Source organism: Sulfuricurvum sp., from assembly GCF_028712165.1.
Classification (GTDB): Bacteria; Campylobacterota; Campylobacteria; order Campylobacterales; family Sulfurimonadaceae; genus Sulfuricurvum.
The window spans coordinates 1-19,920 of sequence record NZ_JAQTQR010000058.1; the positions used below are offsets into that span (position 1 = coordinate 1).

The 19,920-nt window shown below is 44.0% G+C and carries 23 protein-coding genes and 1 pseudogene; 18 read left to right on the top strand and 6 right to left on the bottom strand.

Features of this window, described 5'->3' with window-relative positions; all coding sequences use genetic code 11:
- The first annotated feature begins 186 nt into the window (after positions 1-186).
- Together PHP90_RS10390 and PHP90_RS10395 are read left to right on the top strand one after the other, a co-directional pair.
- A complete protein-coding gene (locus PHP90_RS10390; protein ID WP_299929289.1) occupies positions 187-480 on the top strand; it encodes a nucleotidyltransferase domain-containing protein in 294 nt (97 codons plus the stop codon).
- Entirely contained in the window at positions 473-817 is a 345-nt protein-coding gene (locus tag PHP90_RS10395) for a DUF86 domain-containing protein (protein ID WP_299929292.1), read from the top strand. The genes PHP90_RS10390 and PHP90_RS10395 overlap by 8 nt, the downstream gene beginning before the upstream one ends.
- A 42-nt stretch (positions 818-859) precedes the next feature.
- On the opposite strand, the gene sppA is transcribed toward PHP90_RS10395, so the two are convergent.
- Entirely contained in the window at positions 860-1,732 is an 873-nt protein-coding gene (sppA, locus tag PHP90_RS10400) for a signal peptide peptidase SppA (protein ID WP_299929295.1), read from the bottom strand.
- Positions 1,729-2,940, bottom strand: a complete 1,212-nt coding sequence (locus PHP90_RS10405; RefSeq protein WP_299929298.1) for an aminofutalosine deaminase family hydrolase — start codon at positions 2,938-2,940, stop codon at positions 1,729-1,731. The genes sppA and PHP90_RS10405 overlap by 4 nt, the downstream gene beginning before the upstream one ends.
- A 160-nt stretch (positions 2,941-3,100) precedes the next feature.
- On the opposite strand from PHP90_RS10405, the gene aroQ reads away from it, so the two are divergent.
- Genes aroQ through mnmA form a run of 10 tightly spaced genes read left to right on the top strand, consistent with a single transcriptional unit; the run spans position 3,101 to position 11,022 of the window.
- Positions 3,101-3,583 (top strand): type II 3-dehydroquinate dehydratase, encoded by a 483-nt coding sequence (gene aroQ, locus PHP90_RS10410; protein WP_299929301.1) that lies wholly within the window; start codon positions 3,101-3,103, stop codon positions 3,581-3,583.
- Positions 3,584-3,586: 3 nt separating this feature from the next.
- The gene (gene folK, locus PHP90_RS10415; protein ID WP_299929304.1) at positions 3,587-4,111 is read left to right on the top strand and encodes a 2-amino-4-hydroxy-6-hydroxymethyldihydropteridine diphosphokinase; all 525 of its coding nucleotides are present in this window, start codon (positions 3,587-3,589) and stop codon (positions 4,109-4,111) included.
- Positions 4,092-5,354 (top strand): flagellar biosynthesis protein FlhF, encoded by a 1,263-nt coding sequence (flhF, locus tag PHP90_RS10420; protein ID WP_299929307.1) that lies wholly within the window; start codon positions 4,092-4,094, stop codon positions 5,352-5,354. Before folK ends, flhF begins: the two co-directional genes overlap by 20 nt.
- The gene (locus PHP90_RS10425; RefSeq protein WP_299929311.1) at positions 5,351-6,223 is read left to right on the top strand and encodes a P-loop NTPase; all 873 of its coding nucleotides are present in this window, start codon (positions 5,351-5,353) and stop codon (positions 6,221-6,223) included. The genes flhF and PHP90_RS10425 overlap by 4 nt, the downstream gene beginning before the upstream one ends.
- A 17-nt stretch (positions 6,224-6,240) precedes the next feature.
- Complete coding sequence (locus PHP90_RS10430) at positions 6,241-6,567, top strand: hypothetical protein (RefSeq protein ID WP_299929314.1); 327 nt, start codon at positions 6,241-6,243, stop codon at positions 6,565-6,567.
- Positions 6,564-7,256, top strand: a complete 693-nt coding sequence (locus PHP90_RS10435; protein ID WP_299929317.1) for an RNA polymerase sigma factor FliA — start codon at positions 6,564-6,566, stop codon at positions 7,254-7,256. Before PHP90_RS10430 ends, PHP90_RS10435 begins: the two co-directional genes overlap by 4 nt.
- A complete protein-coding gene (fliM, locus tag PHP90_RS10440; RefSeq protein WP_299929320.1) occupies positions 7,256-8,353 on the top strand; it encodes a flagellar motor switch protein FliM in 1,098 nt (365 codons plus the stop codon). The genes PHP90_RS10435 and fliM overlap by 1 nt, the downstream gene beginning before the upstream one ends.
- Positions 8,346-9,215 carry a flagellar motor switch protein FliY gene (gene fliY, locus PHP90_RS10445; protein ID WP_299929322.1) on the top strand — a complete coding sequence of 290 codons (870 nt, stop codon included), beginning with the start codon at positions 8,346-8,348 and terminating at the stop codon, positions 9,213-9,215. The genes fliM and fliY overlap by 8 nt, the downstream gene beginning before the upstream one ends.
- Before the next feature lie 2 nt (positions 9,216-9,217).
- A complete protein-coding gene (locus PHP90_RS10450) occupies positions 9,218-10,003 on the top strand; it encodes a TIGR00730 family Rossman fold protein (protein WP_299929324.1) in 786 nt (261 codons plus the stop codon).
- Complete coding sequence (mnmA, locus tag PHP90_RS10455) at positions 10,003-11,022, top strand: tRNA 2-thiouridine(34) synthase MnmA (protein WP_299929326.1); 1,020 nt, start codon at positions 10,003-10,005, stop codon at positions 11,020-11,022. Before PHP90_RS10450 ends, mnmA begins: the two co-directional genes overlap by 1 nt.
- 71 nt (positions 11,023-11,093) lie before the next feature.
- Here the strand turns inward: mnmA and mtgA are convergent, their stop codons facing one another.
- The 4 genes and pseudogenes from mtgA to PHP90_RS10475 form a co-directional block, all read right to left on the bottom strand.
- On the bottom strand, positions 11,094-11,963 hold the full coding sequence (gene mtgA, locus PHP90_RS10460; protein ID WP_299929328.1) for a monofunctional biosynthetic peptidoglycan transglycosylase: 870 nt from the start codon (positions 11,961-11,963) through the stop codon (positions 11,094-11,096).
- Between the two features lie 2 nt (positions 11,964-11,965).
- The gene (locus PHP90_RS10465; protein ID WP_299929334.1) at positions 11,966-12,583 is read right to left on the bottom strand and encodes a trimeric intracellular cation channel family protein; all 618 of its coding nucleotides are present in this window, start codon (positions 12,581-12,583) and stop codon (positions 11,966-11,968) included.
- On the bottom strand, positions 12,576-13,112 hold the full coding sequence (locus PHP90_RS10470; protein WP_299929336.1) for a gamma carbonic anhydrase family protein: 537 nt from the start codon (positions 13,110-13,112) through the stop codon (positions 12,576-12,578). Before PHP90_RS10470 ends, PHP90_RS10465 begins: the two co-directional genes overlap by 8 nt.
- Positions 13,113-13,124: 12 nt before the next feature.
- A pseudogene (locus PHP90_RS10475) lies at positions 13,125-15,227 on the bottom strand (RNA degradosome polyphosphate kinase); the annotation flags it as partial.
- Positions 15,228-15,293: 66 nt separating this feature from the next.
- On the opposite strand from PHP90_RS10475, the gene PHP90_RS10480 reads away from it, so the two are divergent.
- The 6 genes from PHP90_RS10480 to PHP90_RS10505 form a co-directional block, all read left to right on the top strand.
- On the top strand, positions 15,294-15,884 hold the full coding sequence (locus tag PHP90_RS10480) for a tetratricopeptide repeat protein (protein ID WP_299929339.1): 591 nt from the start codon (positions 15,294-15,296) through the stop codon (positions 15,882-15,884).
- Positions 15,877-16,617, top strand: coding sequence for an NYN domain-containing protein (locus tag PHP90_RS10485; RefSeq protein WP_299929343.1), 741 nt, complete (start codon positions 15,877-15,879; stop codon positions 16,615-16,617). Before PHP90_RS10480 ends, PHP90_RS10485 begins: the two co-directional genes overlap by 8 nt.
- Entirely contained in the window at positions 16,614-17,336 is a 723-nt protein-coding gene (locus PHP90_RS10490; RefSeq protein ID WP_299929347.1) for a Nif3-like dinuclear metal center hexameric protein, read from the top strand. The genes PHP90_RS10485 and PHP90_RS10490 overlap by 4 nt, the downstream gene beginning before the upstream one ends.
- Positions 17,337-17,375: 39 nt before the next feature.
- Positions 17,376-18,101 (top strand): zinc ribbon domain-containing protein, encoded by a 726-nt coding sequence (locus PHP90_RS10495; RefSeq protein WP_299929350.1) that lies wholly within the window; start codon positions 17,376-17,378, stop codon positions 18,099-18,101.
- Positions 18,094-19,257, top strand: a complete 1,164-nt coding sequence (gene waaA / locus PHP90_RS10500; protein ID WP_299929355.1) for a lipid IV(A) 3-deoxy-D-manno-octulosonic acid transferase — start codon at positions 18,094-18,096, stop codon at positions 19,255-19,257. Before PHP90_RS10495 ends, waaA begins: the two co-directional genes overlap by 8 nt.
- Before the next feature lies 1 nt (position 19,258).
- A partial coding sequence (locus tag PHP90_RS10505) for an RluA family pseudouridine synthase (protein ID WP_299929357.1) occupies positions 19,259-19,920 on the top strand: 662 nt, incomplete at its 3' end.

The window sequence follows — 19,920 nt, forward strand, 5'->3', positions numbered from 1 at the left end:
TAAGAAATGGGGATTTGGATTACTTGTCACATTTATTATTTGGGCAGGTAGCTATTTAATGAAAAATGCTGATACTATTTTTCATGTTGATAATAATTGCAAAGTAGAAGATAATCAGACCATAAAAGTGTGATTTGTCCTTTTTGAGTGTACAATAACACTGTAAATTCATACAATCGGCATGAGATGACACAAAACGAAATTATCGACATCCTCAAAACCTTAAAGCCTCAGTACCAACAAGACGGGATGATCCTTATTGGTCTTTTCGGCAGTTTTTCACGTGGTGAGGAAAAAGAGGGTAGTGATGTTGACATTGTGTATGAGATCGAAAAAGGGAAAAGTTTTTCGATGTTCAAATATCTAAAATACCTCGCCGATCTGGAAAAATATCTACATCATAAAGTCGATTTGGTCAGAGCCGAAACGATCAAAAGCGATTTGAAACCCTACATTTATAAAGATATGATTTATGTCTAGGGATTGGAAATTTTATCTCAGAGATATTCTCGTCGAATGTCAAAACATTCGAAAATTTACGGCGAATATCACTTTTGAAGCGTTTACAGAGAATACTGAAAAAGTGTATGCAACGGCAAAAGCATTTGAAAATATCGGTGAAGCGGTTAAGCAAATTCCAAAAGAGATACAAGAAGAGTTTAGTGTGGTGCCGTGGAGTGAAATCGCCAAAATGAGAGATGTGTTAACGCACCATTATTTTGGATTGGATGATAAAGTTCTTTGGGATACATTGGGAGAAGATTTTGCTATGTTTGAAGAGGTAGTCGAACAAATAGCGAAAAAATATTTAGATTAAACATGATAGTTTTATTCCCGAAAAATCGGGAAATGAACAAAATTACTTCAATGTAACAGGCGGGAAGTACATATGAGCCAATGAGGCTCCCTCTGCCGCAAAGCGTTTGAAGAATTTATCCATCGGATCTTCTTTATTCCAAACCGGATCCGCAACTTTACTGAGAGCTTCTACCCGTTTTTTGGCATCGAATTCGACTCCGATGCTGTCAATCAATCCTACTTTTTTAGCTTGTAATGCGGTAAAGATATGGGCGTCTGCGTAGTCACTGCTTTTCGTCGGATCGAGTTTGCGTGCGCGTGCGACGTCACCTGTGAACAGGTCATATGTTCCTCCGATTACTTTGTCAAGCTCTGCTCTTTCTGCAGCACTCCATGGACGGTCGAATGTTCCGACTTGTTTGTAGGCTCCGGCATGGACGACTTGGGTTTTTACCCCCACTTTTTCCATCAGTCCCGATATATCCGCACCCTCCATGATGACACCGATGGAACCGATCATACTGCCGGGATTGGCAACGATTTCATTTCCCCAAATACCGGAATAGTAACCGCCGCTGGCCATGATACCCGCCGCATAGACAACTGTGGGTTTAGTCTCGGCGAGACGCTTGATCGCATACGCAATTTCAACCGATGGAGCTACCGCCCCGCCGGGAGAGTCGATACTGAACAATACCCCTTTGATAGATTTGTCCTCACGTGCTTCATCGATTTGTTGAACGATGGTGGTCGCATCTAAAATCGGCCCCTTTAGGGAGATTTTTTGGAGATTATGGGGGGATATCCCATCTTCACCTGAGGGGAGAATGAGCCACAGTACGAACAGTACTAAGAGGGTTGCTTTAAAATGTGCTTGGATAAATTTAAGTCCTGTCGCGAGGCATGAGCCGATTTTTTTGATGATTTCCATCATTTGATTTTTTCCCCTTGGATATAAATGGATTCAATAATGTGCGGATGATTAATGAGATGAATCGGTAGTTGATCGTTAATCGGATAATCGATTCGCATAACAAGAATATCGGCATCGTACGTGGGTGCGATTGTACCACAATTGAGTCTTAATGCTTTGGCCGCATGGTCGGTGACACTATGCCATAAGTTTATTGCTAAAGAGAGAAGATCGAGATGTGCATGCAAAAACAGCGCTATTTTCATCTCTTCAAACAAGTCCAAGGTGTAGTTAGAACTTAATCCGTCGGTACCGCATAGCCATGGGATTGAATGTACATCAAGGCGCTGCAAATCGAGTGTTCCGTTACCCAGGAGTCGATTGGAGATCGGGCAATGGATAATACTGTGCCCTCCCGCTTTGATAGCAGAGAGCTCATTTTCATTTGCTTGAATCGCATGGGTAAAGAGAGTGGGAATCTCACTGAAATAGCTCACAAATTCTTCGGCGGTATTGGCAGCTTGGGTTTGTTTTAAAAAGTTTTGGAAAAAGGGTTGGAAGGCTCCGCTGTTGTTGTCGAGCCATTCGCGTTCTGCGAGGCTCTCCATGAAATGAGCACTAACCCGTAGCTCTTTTTCTTGTGCGTATTTGAGCGCTTTTTTGATCAAAATTCTATGAACAGAGTAGGGAGAGTGGATGGCGACAGAGGGATAAAATCCTTCGCGTTCGATCTCCTGCGAACTAAAGAGACGTTCTTGAAAATCGGCATACAATGCATCTGCCATTTTGGGGTCAGAGCCGATAAGTTCATTAAAATAGACCACTTTTTGGGATGCCTTGCGGCACGCTTCCAAATCAAATCCGTATGAACTCACCGCTCCGAATGCGGTGATACCGTTGGAAAGCATCGTTTCGATAGCACGCGTTGTACACGTATCATCGCATTCGTTGATCAGTTCATCTCTCGATGCGATAACGCTGGAGAGCCATGGCATAAATTCGCCATAGGTGAGCGTTGAACGGTTGGCGCTAAATTCCAAATGGACATGAGAATTTATCAGTCCCGGAACCAAAACCGATCCTTTCCCTAACTCGGTACACTGTGTTCCGAAACGGGAACGTAAATCGTCGTTCGGAGCTACTTCAAGAATCGTTTTATCAAACACGATACCGTGATCTCGGAGAATCGTTCCGTTGGTAAAAATTGCGTCACTGAGAAGTATTTGCACTTCATCCCTTTAATCAAATATTCAAAAAAGAAAGTATAGCAGAAGCGTATAAATGCTCCTTCAAACACGCCGGAATCTGTTAGAACTTGAAGCGATTTAGTTGCTTATAATATAGAACCTCTTATAATCTACCCTTAAAACAGAAATCAAGGTTTAATCAATGAAAATAGTAGTAATCCAAGGGCCAAACCTCAATATGTTGGGTGTTCGAGAACAACAAGTATACGGACCGATGCGTTTAGAGCAGATTCATGCTCAAATGAAAGACGTCGCAACGCAAAACGGCGTTGAAATCGAGTTTTACCAAAGCAATCTTGAGGGAGAAATCGTTGACCGTATCCAAGAGTGTTACGGCGATGCGCACGGGATTATTATCAATCCGGCGGCTTATACTCACACCTCTATCGCGATTCGCGATGCAATCAGTGCTGTGAATATTCCGACAATCGAAGTCCATATCAGCAATATTTATCGTCGTGAAGAATTCCGTCAAAAAAGTATGACGGCTCCAGTATGTACCTCTTCTATCGTCGGGTTTGGTCCGTTCGGTTACCATTTGGCAATGATAGGGATGATGCAAATCCTCAGTGAGATCAATGCAATGCTTCAAGCACAGCAAGGTCAAGGTACGACTGAAGAGTAAATCATGCCGTTATGCCGTATACTCGATGAGAATCATAGGGTTTACATCGATCGGTATTTTCCTGCATCACGTAGGAAAGCTCCCGGATTCCGATATCGTGTTGTTTTGGGTGTAGGCGGCAACATCGGTGACACACGCCGTCGGATGAACCATTTGTGGGTTTATCTGGGGAGACTGCCGCAGATATGCAGAATCCGAAGCGGTGTGATACTTCGCAATCCCCCTTTCGGATTTACGGAACAACAAGATTTTGACAATACGGTTATTGAAATCGGAACATCTTTAGAGCCTAAAGCACTTTTGCGGCTGATTTGGCGGATAGAGAAACGTTTTGGGCGTCGGCGCAGTTTTGCGAATGCGCCGAGAACGTTGGACTTGGATATACTATTCTTTGAGAATCGATCAGTGAATACGGCGGAGTTGAGTATTCCTCACCTTCATTGGAAGGAACGCATCAGCGTGACGATTCCGCTTGGAAGTTTGGCTCATCGGAACATACGGAGAAAATATGAAAATTTTGACATTTAGCGGTGCCACTCCAGCCGAAGCGCTTAAAAAAGCACAATTGGAAGTCGGCGAAGAGGCGATGTTGATTGAAACGCGCGAGGTACAAAAAAAATCGCTCGGTAAAAGTGCTTTATATGAGATAGTCGTCGGTGTTGAAGAAAATTCTTTTCCCAAACCCAGAGCAAAAGTCGAAGAGCCGTTGATGAAACAGCGCCCGCTGGCTCAAAAAAGCAGTGATGTTCTTTATAATATCTCCGAAGCAGCCAAACAAATCTCTAAGATTGCCGAAGTGACCGAGGAAGAGCGTACTCCGGCTCAGATGCCGGTACGGGAGAGTGAAGATCTCAAGCGTATTAAAGAGGAGATCGAAAAACTCGGCGACAAAGTCAAACTGATTCAGAATATGTTCTGGTCTGAAAAAGCACCCAAAATTCAGGCGGCGATTCCTCCTGAATTTGCCGAAATTTACCGACTTGCTCAACAAAGCGGGATGGATCAAGACCATCTTGACGAGATTATGCAGCTGACATTGGAGCATATGCCCTCTAAAATGCGTGAAAGTTCTGCTACGGTTAAACGTTATTTTCAAGTACTGATGCGTAAAATGATTCCCGTTCGTCTCGAAACTCCCCCTAAAAACGGAGCTAAAAAAGTCATTATGCTTGTCGGTCCTACGGGGGTCGGCAAGACAACTTCTATTGCCAAACTGGCTGCGCGTTTTTCTTATTTGTTGGAGAAAAAATACAAGGTAGGTCTGGTTGTGCTCGATACGTACCGCATCGGAGCGGTTGAACAGCTGATGCAATACGCTCGGATGATGAAACTCGGGATTGAGACGGTGGTTGATCCCCCTGAGTTTTCGAGTGCACTGAATGCATTGCGTTATTCAGATTATATTTTGATCGATACCATGGGGTCTTCTCCGTACGACAAAGGGAAGATCGAAAAGATTTATGAATGTCTGCGCGGTAACGATACCGATTACAGTGTTGATGTGGTCTTGGTAATGCCAAGCTCGATCAAATATGAAGATCTCAAAGCGACATACGAGAATTTTGCCCCGCTCGGGATTGACACGATGATGTTTACCAAGCTGGATGAAACCAGAGGCTTTGGCAACATTTTTTCACTTGTATATGAGACCAAAGTACCGATTAGTTACTTTTCAGTAGGACAGGAAGTTCCCGAAGATTTAGTGGTGGCAACGAGCGATTTCTTGGTCGAATGCCTGATGAACGGATTTTCCAGAGGTGAGAACACATGAATCATCAAGCCGCTAAACTCGAAGCGTTAGTTAACCAGAATCGAAATACGGCAGCAAAAAAGACACGTTTTATAGCGATTACCAGCGGTAAAGGCGGTGTCGGAAAAAGCACGATAAGCTCAAATATGGCACATGTAATGGCAAAGTATGGACTAAAAGTGGGAATTTTCGATGCGGATATCGGCCTTGCCAATCTGGATGTAATGTTCAATGTCAAAATCCAAAAAAATATTTTACATGTACTCAAGGGAGAAGCGACGGTCAATGAGATATTGGTTCCGATCGAGAAAAATCTCGTCCTGATCCCCGGTGAGAGCGGAGAAGAGATATTTAAATACGCCTCCGGCGGATTGTTTGAGCGATTTATGGATCAAGCTTCCGTATTGGATGATTTGGACGTGATGCTGATCGATACGGGTGCCGGCATCGGGGAACATATTCAGCTCTTTTTACGAGCCTGTGATGATGTGATCGTAGTTACGGTTCCCGATCCGGCCGCCATTACCGATGCATACGCCACGATTAAAGTGACCGCTAGGTTGCGCGATGAAATTAATGTTATAATGAATCAGGTTCGCTCATCCAAAGAGGCGGAAGGATTATTTGAAAAAATCCATAAAGTGGCACAAGCCAATATCGGGGGCGGATTAAAGCTCAACTATCTGGGGCAAATTTCGAATGATGCTAAAATCGCTAACAGTGTCAAAAAAAGGGCTCTTTTCAGTCGGGACTATCCGAGCGCTACGCCGACTATTGAATTAGAACAGATTGTTAAGCGAATCGCAAAAAAATTGGAACGAAATGTGCTAGTAGATCCCAAAGAGAGTGGTCTTGGAGGCTTGTTTAAGCGCCTTATGGAGCACTTTTAATTTTATAAGGTGCGCCAATGCGAGGTTCGAATTTTGTCTCTTTTCTGACGGTACAGGGTTTTTTTATCGGTATTGTTTTTGGGATTCTAAAGTCGACATCTCCGGAGAGTTTTTTAGGATTTGTGATCCTGATCAGCACATTTTTTTATCTTTTTGCCCATTTGTGTGTCGGCTTTTTCTTCCAAACACTGGGAGTCAAATCTCATCCGTTTCCTAAAAACTCCCATGAACACAATTTGGACTTTTTCGTACGTGAGATCAATAAACGAGAGCAATTTATCGATGCGTTTTATACCCATAAAGCGGATTTGTTAGATGAAAACAGTGGACGGGGGCAGGGATGAGCGGCGCGAATGTTTACACACAGGAATTAAAACACCGTGAAGATCAGCTTGCAATTCAGTACCTCCCTGCGGTCAAAGCAATGTCGTTTCGCCTCAAAGAGCGCCTTCCAAGTTCAATCGATTATATGGATTTGAGTGCGATAGGGACTGAAGAATTGGTAAAGTTGGCACGTCGTTACGATGAGACGCAGAATGACTCATTTTGGGGATATGCAAAGACCCGTGTGTACGGGGCAATGCTTGATTACCTGCGTTCGTTGGATCTGGTCAGCCGTTCCAGCCGCCGTTTGATCAAAGAGATCGACAGCGCTATTGAACTTTATATGAGCGATCACGATGATGAGCCCAGTGATGCAGAACTGTCGGTAATATTAGGGATTGATTTGGAAAAAATTCATGAAGCGCGAATCGCTTCGGATATTTATACGGTTTTACCGTTAGATGATCAGCTTGGAACCCCCGAAGAGGGAGGAATGCTTGAGCGAATAGAGCATGAAGACCTTATAGAAGCGATTAAAAATGTTTTATCCGGATTTGAGGAACGTGAGCAGATAATCATCCAACTCTATTATTTTGAAGAGTTGACACTCAAAGAGATCAGTGAAATAGTAAACATCACCGAATCGCGGATTTCACAGATTCATAAATCGGTCATACGGCGCATTAAAGATGCGGTAGGGGGAAGATAATGGCAGATATTTTATCGCAAGAAGAGATTGATGCCCTTCTCGATGTTGTGGATGATGAGGGCGATGGTGCATTAGAATCGGCTGACGATTCCATTTTTTCTCAGCGTCAAATTACCCTGTATGATTTTAAACGTCCCAATCGTGTTTCCAAAGAGCAGCTTCGGGCCTTCCGTGGTATCCACGATAAAATGGCACGTTCAATCGCATCCCAGATCTCTGCAATCATGCGCTCCATTGTAGAGATACAGCTTCACTCGGTCGATCAGATGACCTATGGGGAATTTTTGATGTCGCTCCCCAATCCAACCAGTTTTAACGTTTTTTCGATGAAGCCGCTGGAGGGGAATGGGGTTTTAGAGATAAATCCTTCCATCGCATTCCCGATGCTGGATCGTATTTTAGGGGGGAAGGGTGAACCTTTCGAAGCGAATCGGGAATTTTCCGATATTGAGCTCTCCTTGTTTGAGACAATTCTACGGGTAATGATGGGGACGCTTCGTGAAGCATGGGCACCCGTTACCGATTTGTATCCTCAAGTCGAATCCAAAGAATCCAGTCCGAACGTTGTTCAAATCGTTGCCCAAAATGAGATTGTCGTTATGGTCGTTATGGAGATCATTATCGGTCACAGTTCGGGGATGATGAATATTTGTTATCCGGTTATCGCACTTGAGCCGGTATTGCCGAAACTTGCAAGCCGTGATTTGATGCTGAATGAAACCAACTCCAAAAAAAGCCGCAATCAAGAACTTCAGGTTCTTTTGGGAGGCGCGCACGTCAATGTTGAAGTTAACCTTGGTGAAGCCGAATTAACGCTGCATGAGTTGCTGGAATTGGGTGAGGGAGATATAATACGGCTTAATATTCCTGCCGATGACGTCGTGCATGTCAGTGTAGACGGGAAAAACCGTTTTGTCGGTCAGATGGGATTACGCCGATTTAGAAAATCGATTCAGATCAGCTCCCTTATCGATACGGAAAAAGATGCCGTCAAACGGGCACTCAAAGAGTTTGAAACCAAGCGTAAAGCACGTATTAGCGGCGTAAAAGATATGATTCGCGGGCCATTAGAAGATGAGGAGGATGAAGATGAGTGATTTTGCCGGAGTATTTGCGAATGAGGCAGTTGCTACAATAGAGGGATTGACGGGTCAAACTCCCACTATCATCCTAAAAGAGGCAGAAGATATCTCTATCGTCTCCAATGTTATTCCGCCCATCTCTTTGATTCATGTCAGTTTCAGCGGGGATGCTGCAGGACGAGGATTGATTATGATGCCTCCGCAATTGGCGACGGCATTGGGCGATATGATGCTCGGCGGCGAAGGGGAAGCACAAGATACAATGTCGGATGAAGATCTTGACGCAGCGAAAGAGATTGTTTCCAACATCGTTGGTGCGATGAGTACGACATTGGGATCTCAAAAAGAACTTCCGAAATTTACGATCAAACCTGAACGTGCCGAATTTATTGCCGAAAATGGGGAAGTGAATCTTGACGCATTTGCCAAAATGTTTGTTTTTTCATTTACACTCGGGACGATAAACTCCCTTATGATGTTTGCAATCGATTCCGGAATCCGAGCTGCTCTAAGCGGCGGTAAAATCTCTGAATCTTCGGCATCGGCACCATCATCAGGAGGATCTATCTTCGATGCTCCTGCAGAGCCTGCTGTAAAACTCGAAGAGAGCGAGATGAAAAATATCGGTCTCATTATGGATGTCAAACTTCCGGTTCGTGTCCGAATCGGAAAGAAAAAGATGCTTTTAAAGGACGTCCTCAGTATGGATATCGGTTCGGTTATCGAACTAAATCAACTTGCAAACGATCCGCTTGATATCTTGGTAGACGATCATGTCATTGCACAGGGAGAAGTGGTCATTGTGGATGGAAATTTCGGTGTCCAAATTACATCCATCGGAACCAAGCGTGATCGTCTGAACAAACTCAAAGGATAGGCATGGCGCGTAGAAATGGGAAAAAAAAAGAGTACCCGAGCAGTCGCTATGTTAAAGATATTAAATCTGCAGATGTATGGAGTGTCTTTAAAATTATCGCCGATTTTGTACAGGGATTTGATGAATTAGGTGACCTCGGTCCTTCGGTAACGATTTTCGGAAGTGCACGTGTGGATGAAAAACATCCCTACTATCAACAGGCGATGCAACTCTCAAGTATGCTCGGAGAACGCGGTTATAACATCATCACCGGTGGTGGACCGGGACTTATGGAAGCAGCCAACCGAGGTGCATATCAACATGAGAATGTGGAATCGATCGGACTTAATATTGAGCTCTCAGCTGAACAGCAGCCGAATCCATATATTACTAAAGGGCGAAGTTTCGACTACTTCTTTTCCCGTAAAGTGATGCTGGTCAAGTATTCTATGGCGTACGTTATTTTTCCGGGAGGATTCGGAACGCTTGATGAGATGTTTGAAGCATTGACTCTCATTCAAACTCGTAAGGTTTGGGGTGTTCGACTCTTCATTATCGGAACGGAATTTTATGCTCCATTGATCCAGTTTATCCGAGATAAATTATTGGGAGAGGGAATGATTGATGAAAAAGATTTGAAACTTTTCATCATGACTGACGATCTGGATTTGGTAGTCAAAGAGATTGAGAAATCGTTGGTGGCACAAATGGCTACACTGGAAAAAGAAGGTTTGAATGATACGAAGTATTACAAAATACTCTCCAGTTATTTTGAAAACAGACCGATTTGTGACGGGAGTGATGCGTAATGGGTAAAAAAGTCTTGATCGGGATGAGTGGCGGTGTGGACTCAACCGTCTCTACACTGCTGCTTAAAGAACAGGGGTATGAAGTGGAGGGGGTTTATATGAAGCTTCATTCCAAACCCGGTTATCATGAAATCCATCAAGCCCGTGCGCAGAAAGCGGCCGATTTTGCCGGAGTAAAACTTCATATTCTCGATCTTCAAGAGCAATTCAACGCAAAAGTGTTTACCCCGTTTATTGAAACCTATAAAGAGGGAAAAACACCTAATCCCTGTGCATTGTGCAACCGTAACATCAAATTCGGTGCGATGGTTACATTCGCTGATTCGATAGGTGCCGATTTCGTTGCCACAGGACATTATATCCGTCATGACGGACAGTATCTTCTTCAGGCGCATGATGATACGAAGGATCAAAGCTATTTCCTGTTTTATATTGACCCTGCACTGGTACCGCGTCTGTTATTCCCGTTGGGTGAACGCCACAAAAGCGATATCAAAGCATTCGCCGCAAGTGTCGAAGGACTCGAATCGTTTGCATCTCAAGGCGAGTCAAGTGAGATTTGTTTTGTTGAAACAACGTATATGGATGTCTTAAAGCCTTATGTCCCTGTCGATCAAGAAGGGGATGTTCTCGATATGGATGGAAAGGTTGTCGGAAAACACAAAGGGTACATGCATTATACGATTGGTAAACGTAAAGGGTTTACTGTTAATGGTGCACATGATCCCCATTTTGTTGTAGAGATTAAACCTGATACCAATCAAATCGTCGTTGGAACACGCGAAGATTTGGAGTGTCACCGTGTCGAGCTGGAGCGGGTCAATATGTTTGATGGGAGAAAAGAGTTTGAATGTGATGTCAAACTTCGTTACCGTACCACGGCAGTTCGCTGTTCGGTTAAAATTGACGGAGATCATGCGGTAGTCGAATTACATGAGCCGGTACTTGGTGTTGCATCGGGACAGGCAGGAGTATTTTATGAGGGCGAAAAACTCCTAGGCGGCGGATGGATTATTTGATAACGTCAATCCCCCCACAATAGCCATCTTATCCCTGATTTGCTGACCTTTAGTGTGCCAAAGGAAAGCGATTAAAACTTCATAGAGCTGTTTGTGTCATTTTCAGCGGGTACGTCCGACTCACCTGCATTTTCAGTTGCGGGCTCGGAAGGATTGGATTCCGTGAACAAATCGGAAATGCTTTGATTCTCTTCTTCATTGACTGTCGGTGTCTCTTCTTTTTTTGGCGGTGTCATCACCTCTTGATATTGAGGGATTACGATACCGCGGCGTTTCATGATTCTGTAGATGATACGTGAGCGGTTTGCAACGTATTTCTGCTTTCCGGTCGCATTGTAGCGGATAGGATTAGGGAGTACCGCCGCCAAATGGGCCGCTTCGAGTCCGGTCAGATTTTTGGCACTTTTATGATAATAATGTCGGGCTGCCGCTTCGATTCCGAAAATGCCGTCTCCCCATTCGGCAACGTTGAGGTAGAGTTCAAGAATTTGCCGTTTTGTGAGGGTATTTTCAATCCGCCATGTCAGGATAGCCTCTTTGATTTTACGGATCGGATTTTTACTCGGCGAGAGGTAGAGGTTTTTAGCAAGCTGTTGGCTTATCGTACTTCCTCCGGCCACAGAACCTTTTTTCAAACTTCGTTCCAATGCCTGTTCCATTCCGTTTACATCAAAGCCATCGTGGTTCCAAAATTTATCGTCTTCTCCGATGAGAACTGCTTTGATAATATTAGGGGAAATCTGAGAAATGGAAACCCATTTTTGGGTGATGTGCATGTCACGGTTTTCAGAAGCCCATTGGTCTTCTCGGTATTCCATAAAGGCGGTAGGAATAGGGTGAATATCGCGTAAATCGGAAACATTCGGATAAACGAGATAGCGTCCGATATCGATAAATCCTCCGATAAGAAGGAAAAGTAAAAATAATTTTAGTTTAGACATAATTAATCCATATTGAGTTTAGGCAGATGCCATTGTTTGTAATACGCTAGGAGACGTAAAAAGATTGCAAATCCTGCAATTCCTGCAATTCCCCATGTGTTTATCATATCAACTTGTACTAATAGCAGCAGTAAAACAGACACGATAATAGCGATGGAACCGTAAAAATCACTGATAAGGACGGAAGGGACTTGGTTTATCATAGTATCTCTCAATACTCCTCCTCCGACTGCTGTGAGAAAGCTCAGTATCATGACACCGAAAAAGTTAAACTCGACTTCGATCGCCAGAAGGGCACCTGTGATACTAAACGCAACGAGTCCGATCGTATCCGAGACGACAAACAGCCATTGGCGTTCCAGCTGTTCACGGCGGTAAAGGCGGAAAGCAAAGGCGAATAAGATAGTTATGATGACGGTCAGTGCCGGGTAGTATTCGTTAAAAGCAAAGGGGGTACGTCCCAAAAGGACATCCCGTACGACTCCGCCGCCGAGCGCAGTAAGCGATGCAGAAATGATCAGACCGAGAAGATCGAGATTATTGCGAACACCTACTAAAAATCCGCTCAAGGCAAAGGCAAAAATTCCGAGAATATCGGCGGCTATGACGACATCAAACATTCGGAGCGCGATAGTTTTCTTTGAAACTCACGTAACGTTTAGCTGAAGCGTAGAGTTCAGCGACTTCTTCGTCAGTTAATTCCCGTACTACTTTTGCAGGGCTTCCCATGATTAGGGAACGGGGAGGAAATATCTTGTTTTTAGTAACAAGCGCACCGGCACCGACGATCGATTCTTTGCCGATTACGGCACCATCGAGGATCGTTGCAGACATCCCGATAAGGCAGGCATCTTCGATTGTACATCCGTGCAGCATGACTCTGTGACCGACCGTAACATCATTCCCTATGATCGTGGGATGGCCATCTGTCATATCATCACGTTTGTGGTGGGTCACATGGACCATGCTCAAATCCTGAATGTTGCTGCGATCGCCGATTTGAATATAGTGGACATCGCCACGAACGACGCATCCGAACCAAATACTCACATCTTCCCCCATCGATACCCGTCCGATGACATCCGCAGAGGGTGCAATCCAGACGCGCTCTTTCATTTCAGGGGTGTAGTTTAGATAATTAGTGATCATTGAAATCCTTGTTTAACTCTCTTTGAATAATCGTGCCGTAAGTTGCTGCACGTAATTAGGAGTCTGTTTTTTGGTCGAACTGTAGAGTTTATTAATTTCGGTTTCAACAATAGAATGAGAATTGATAACAGATGATCCGTCATGCGGCACTTTTACATAGGTGCCGTCATTTTGGAGCTCATATGAGAGATCATTGTCCGAAATTTGTAATTGCAAAATTTGGAGAAGTTTTGCCGATGATTCTTCTCCGGATACCGGTGTCAACAATTCGATACGACGCAAGAGGTTTCTCGGCATCCAATCGGCACTCGATATATAGGTTTGCGGCGTAGAGTGTTTGAAATAAAAAATTCGGGCATGTTCCAAATATTTTCCGATGATAGAAGTGACACGGATGTTGTCACTAATCCCTTCTACTCCCGGACGAAGACAACAGACACCGCGGATAATGAGTTCGATTTGTACTCCGGCCTGAGATGCTTTGTAGAGGGCGCGGATAATGTCCTCATCCACCAATGCATTCATTTTGGCGATAATGACCCCTTCGCTTCCCATTCGTGTTTCGTTATGGATGAGTGAGAGGAGCTTAGGTTTAATCTGTGTCGGCGCCATGTAAAGTTCACCCAGTTTCCCTTTTTTGCTGAATCCGGTCAAAAAGTGGAAAAAGCGGGTCATATCGTAGGTGATGGCATCGTTGCTGGTCATGTAGCTGATATCGGTATAAATGGTCGCGGTTGAGGGATTGTAGTTTCCGGTACCGAGATGGGCGTATTGTTTGAGTTTACCGTCTACACGGCGGGTAATAAGTGCTGCTTTGGCATGAACTTTAAATCCGGTGATTCCGTAGATAACATGCGCACCGGCATTTTCGAGTGCTTTTGCCCATTGCAGATTGTTTTCCTCATCAAAACGTGCCCGGAGTTCTACCATAACGGTGACCTGTTTTCCTGATTCTGCGGCTGCAATCAGCGATTGGACGATGACCGATTTGGAACCTGAACGATACAAAGTCATTCGGATAGAGACGACATCGGGATCTTTCGCTGCCGTCTGGATCAGACGTACGATCGGTTCAAAACTCTCAAAAGGGTGAAAGAGAACGAGGTCTTGTTTATCAAGAATGGTATACAAACTCTCATCCGAATTCAGCGGAGGAAGATTGCGCGGTTTGAAACTCGGACTGGTGAGGTGGGCAAAATCTTTGTTTCCGACCACTTGCCATAGGGCTCCGAGATTGAGATAGGTTTGGAAACGGTAAATATCATCTTTGAAAACATTCGCATGACGGTTGAAAAAATTGAGCAGATCATCGTCGGCATGGTTGCTGAGTTCAAGACGAACGATCTCCCCTTTTTTACGGAGTTTGAGGCCCTCTTCGAGAATCTCCATAAAATCGTCCGCTTCCTCTTCTTCAATCGCGATATCGGCATTTCGGGTGATACGGAAAGCCGAGAATTTAATAAGCTCATAACCGGGGAAAAGATCTTGGATGTGCTCGGATACGATACTTCCGATAGGGATATAGATACGGTTGTCAATATCTACAAAACGAGGCAAAACGCGTGGTATACGGATAATACCGTAGCGCTCGATACTCGGTTCATCTTTATCCCGCAGCTTCACAATTTGCCCAAAGCTGAGGTTATTCAGATGAGGGAAAGGGTGGGTTGCATCGACAGCGATAGGGACGATTACTGGATAGATGTTTTCATGAAAATATTTATCCAAAATTTTACGCTGTTCAGGGGTAGTTTCTTGATACGATTTAAAAAACATCCCCTCTTTTTCAAGATGATGCATGATATCAAGCAAACAGTGTTCAACCACTTTTTGTTCATCGTGCAGGTAGGTGCGTATTTCACGTAATTGATGTAACGGGGTAAACCGGTCTCCTCCCGATACATTGACTCCGGCACTGAACAGTTTTTTTAGCCCGGCAACCCGGATCATATAGAATTCATCGAGGTTGGTTCCGTAAATAGCAAGAAATTTGAGTCGTTCCAAAAGGGGAAGGGATTCGTTCAGCGCTTGTTTTAAAACACGTGTATTAAATTGGAGCCAAGAGAGCTCTCGATTGATATAAAGAATTGGATTTTTTAAATTAGTGGGCATTGTTTCTACCGATTTTGGTTTTAAGTTAACGTGATTATATTATACTTAGAGTTACAAAAGGGGAACATAATGAGTACATTCCAAATTTTGATGTTTGCCATGACACTTTTTTTCGCGTATCAAATCTTTCGTCATGTTCAAAATTTAGACGATTCGCCCCCTAATATGACCGAAACAAAACGATCTGAACCTGTTATAGCAGAACCGGCTTCTGTTGCTGAAGCCGATAAAGCGTATGAAGAAGGAAATTTAGCGGGAGCGAAAATGCATCTTGAAGAGGCCCTTCATGCTGACCCTGCAAATCCTGAGATTTTGAACAAACTTGCATTCGTCACTGCAAAATCCGGCGATCGTCTCTCTGCGATTGAGCTTTATGAACGTTCACTAGAACTTGATGAAAATGACGATTTGACGCACAATGCCATTGCCTCGCTGTATCGCGCCGAACATGCGTATGAACGTGCCCAAGATCATTATCTTAAAGCTTTGGAAATAGATGACACCTATGCCCAGACGTATTATAATTACGGTAATCTGCTGGTGGATATGCATGATATTGATGCAGCACACAGTATGTATACACATGCGCTTGAGCTTCAGCATGATTTTGTACAGGCGCGTGAAGCGCTGCAATCGTTAGGGAGAATAAAAAATGATTGATGATCAAGCCAGACTAGCGGTTTTAATTGATGCGGACAATTCTCAGCCTTCGATTATTGAGGGACTGATGGATGAGATTGCATCTCACGGCATTGCCAGTGTCAAACGGATTTACGGCGATTGGACCGATACGAAACTCAAGGGATGGAAAAATGCCCTTTTGGAACACGGACTTCATCCGATGCAGCAATTCGCCTATACGACAGGGAAAAATGCAACCGACAGTGCGATGATTATCGATGCAATGGATTTGCTCTATACGAAAAATTTTGACGGATTTTGTATCGTTTCCAGTGACAGTGACTTTACCCGACTTGCCAGCCGTATCCGAGAATCGGGGATAAAAGTGTACGGATTCGGTGAGCAGAAAACACCCAAAGCGTTCATCGGGGTCTGTGATAAATTTATTTTTACCGAAAATCTCCGTCGTACGGCAAACCTCAAAGAACCGATCGTGGCCAAGATTAAAACCGATAATAAAGCGCTTTTGGCATTGGTACGCAACGCTGTAGAAGATACGACCAATGAAGCCGGGTGGTCGTATATGGGGGCTATAGGTCAAAATCTGATTAATAAATCTCCCGAATTTGACCCGCGCACGTACGGGTATAAAAAACTGCTTGATTTGATCGAGGGGCTTGGTGAGTTCGAATTTAAATTTTCCGATCCGTTATCCGGTTCACAAGCTGTCCATGTACGTCTCAAACGGCACAAAAGGAGCTATGAAAAATGACGGTACAAGAAATTTATACCTATCTCGATGAACTTTCCCCTTTTGCATTGCAGGAGGGGTGGGATAATTCCGGCTTGCTTGTAGGAGATTTTACCCAAGAGATCACGCAGGTGGTATTGAGTATTGACATTGATGCCGAATTGATCGAAACCATTCCTGAAAATGCTCTTTTGATTACTCACCATCCGATCATTTTCGGCGGCCTTAAACAGCTTCAATTTAACCAATATCCTGCAAAAATAGTTGCCCCGATGATCCGTAAAAACATTACCAATATTGCGATGCATACCAATTTTGACCAAACGCATCTTAACGATTATGTCGCAACACAAGTGTTGGGATATCCAATCATCGCAAAAGAGGGATTTGTTGCCTATTTAGGTGTTGATGAACCGTACGATACATTTGCCCAAAAGATTAAAATTGCTTTGGGTCTTCCTCACACTCGAGGTGTAAAATGTCATGAACACATTAAAACCTGTGCTTTGGTGACCGGATCGGGGGCATCGTTGATGCGTAACATCGAAGCGGAGTGTTTTCTCACCGGAGATATCAAATATCACGATGCTATGGAAGCCTCTTCATTGGGAATGTCGATGATTGATATCGGACACTATGAAAGCGAACGCTATTTTGGCGAGGTTTTAGGGGGGTATTTGGAAAAATTAGGATTGAGTGTTATAATTTCGCCATCTAAGAACCCCTTCACCTATCTTTGAGCTAAAATTAGGTAATCGTGTAACTCCAAAAGGAACCGTATGAACAAACACCTTGAACAATTAATCGAGCTCTCTCATGTTGACAAAGAGATCGATGCGTTTGAACCGCAAATCGAAGAAGCTAATCTTCAATTCGATGCGTTAACAGCAACTAAAAACAGTATCATCAGTGAGATTGATGCACTCAAACAAGAGATTAAAGACGAACAGATTAAAAAGCATAAAAATGAGCTTCATCTTGCCGAACTTTCTGCAAAGCTCGAAGAAAACAGCCGAAAAAGCGGCGAGGTTAAAACCGAACGTGAAATGAAATCGCTTCAGCTCGAAGAAGAGATTGCAAAAGAGCAAGTGAGCTTTGCAAATGAAGAGATTGCACGTTTGGAAAAACTGATCGATCACAAACAAAGCAAAATCGATGAGCTCCAAACCAAAGCTACCGAAATCGAAACAACTCTTACTACGGTAAAAGCGGATGTAGATGTTAAATTGGCACATATTGACGAAGCTCGAAAAGAAGTTTTCGGTCGTAAAGAAGCTTTGGTCGGTGCAATGAATCAAAAAGGGTTGTCGTTCTACCAAAAAATCCGTCGTTGGGCGAAAAATACCACAGCAGTACCGGTTCGCAACCAAGCGTGTATGGGATGTTATATGGCGATCAGCGATAAAGTCTATTCAGACGTTATCAAAGGCGAAGAGATCACAATGTGCCCGCATTGCGGACGTATTTTATACCTTGAACCGTCTTCTGACGCTATCGGTGCGTAACGTAGTATTCGACCTTTTTTATACCTTCACAGCGGCATTACTCTATGCTGCTGCGTTCCCCTTGCTCATCCTTTTTTCGCTCAAGAAAAAATATCGTGAATCGATTCCCGCGCGATTTTTCGGGATTAAGAATCCTCCCTTTCGTGATCATGATCTTTGGTTTCATGTCTGCTCACTCGGAGAAGCAAAAGCGATCTCTCCGCTGCTGGAGAAACTGGGCGATAAGCGTGTAGCGATAAGCGTCATCACCCATACCGGGTATGAAGCGGCATCCAAATACGCGGCTCAAGTACGCTATCTGCCGTATGAAATATGGCTGTGGTTTTGGATTGAACGTCCGAAAACGGTAGTGGTATTGGAAGCGGAATTTTGGTATCTTCTTTTTCGTCTCGTCCGTATTCGAGGCGGAAAGGTGATAGCCCTTAATGCCCGAATCAGCGATAGGAGTTTTCCGAAATACTATCGGATGCGATGGTTTTATCGGATCCTTCTAAGACAATGCGATCGGATATTCTGTCAAAGTACAGAAGATATGGCTCGCTTTATTGCGTTGGGAGCGACAAATGTTGAAGTAGTCGGGAATATCAAATTAGCCCAGAAAATTGCTGCGAGTAAAGCCTATGCAAAACCTGAGGGGCTGTTGATCGTAGCGGCAAGTACCCATGAGGGAGAAGAAGAGGGGATTATTCAAGGCTTCATTGAGTATCGTAAGTATAACCCCTCAGTTAAACTTCTTGTCGTCCCGCGCCATCCGGAACGATTTGCCAAAGTGGGCGAATTGATTGAACGCAGTGCTCCGGCGCTGAGTCTTTCACGTTGGAGCGAGTCGCAATCGATGGATACAGACATCATTCTCGTAGATGCAATGGGGGAACTGAACAACCTCTACGCAATCAGCGATGTGGCAATTTTAGGGGGAGCATTTTCACCTATCGGCGGACATAATCCGCTCGAACCGGCCCATTTCGGGTGCAAAATTATTACAGGAGAACAGATATTTTTACAGCGTGAGTTGTTCAAATACGTCTCACATGTCCAATTTGTGGGATTAGAACGTATTACTGAGGCTTTAATGGATGCTCAGGAAATACCCCCATCGCAGGTCAACGGAAGTGTTGATTTGCAAAGAATATTAGATTATTTAACGGAGAAATAAAATGGAAAAACCAAAAGCGTATAAGCTCTTAGCCGAGCAAGAAGGAATATCCAACTCTGAGGCCAAATCACTGATCGATCGCGGTTTGGTTTATGTCGGAAACAACAAAGTAATGATCGCACGCGGTGAGATTAGCCCTAAAACAATTTTTATCGTCCAGAAAGTGGAAAAAGTACGTCCGATTTTTGAAAATGACGATTTAATCGTCGTCGATAAACCGGCATTTGTCAACTCCGATGAGATTGAACGTCAGTTCAAAGGATCACAGCTCCTTCATCGTCTTGATCGTGAGACAAGCGGTGTTTTGATGCTGGTCAAAAATGAAGAGTTTCGTCTAAAGGCGATTAGCGAGTTTAAAAAAGACAATGTTTACAAAGAGTATGTTGCCTGGGTAGAGGGGCTTGTAAGTGAGCCGTTCGTGATCGATCAGCCGCTTATTACCGAGAAAAAAGGGAACAAAGCCTATACCAAAGTTGCTAAAAACGGAAAACCCGCTATAACCGAAGTAACCCCGTTGGAAATTTCAGGGAAAAAGACCAAAGTACAGCTGATTATCCATCACGGACGAACGCACCAAATCCGTGCTCATATGAAATACGCACAGCATCCGATTATCGGAGATGAGAGTTACGGCGGACGACAGTCGAAGCGCGTAATGCTTCA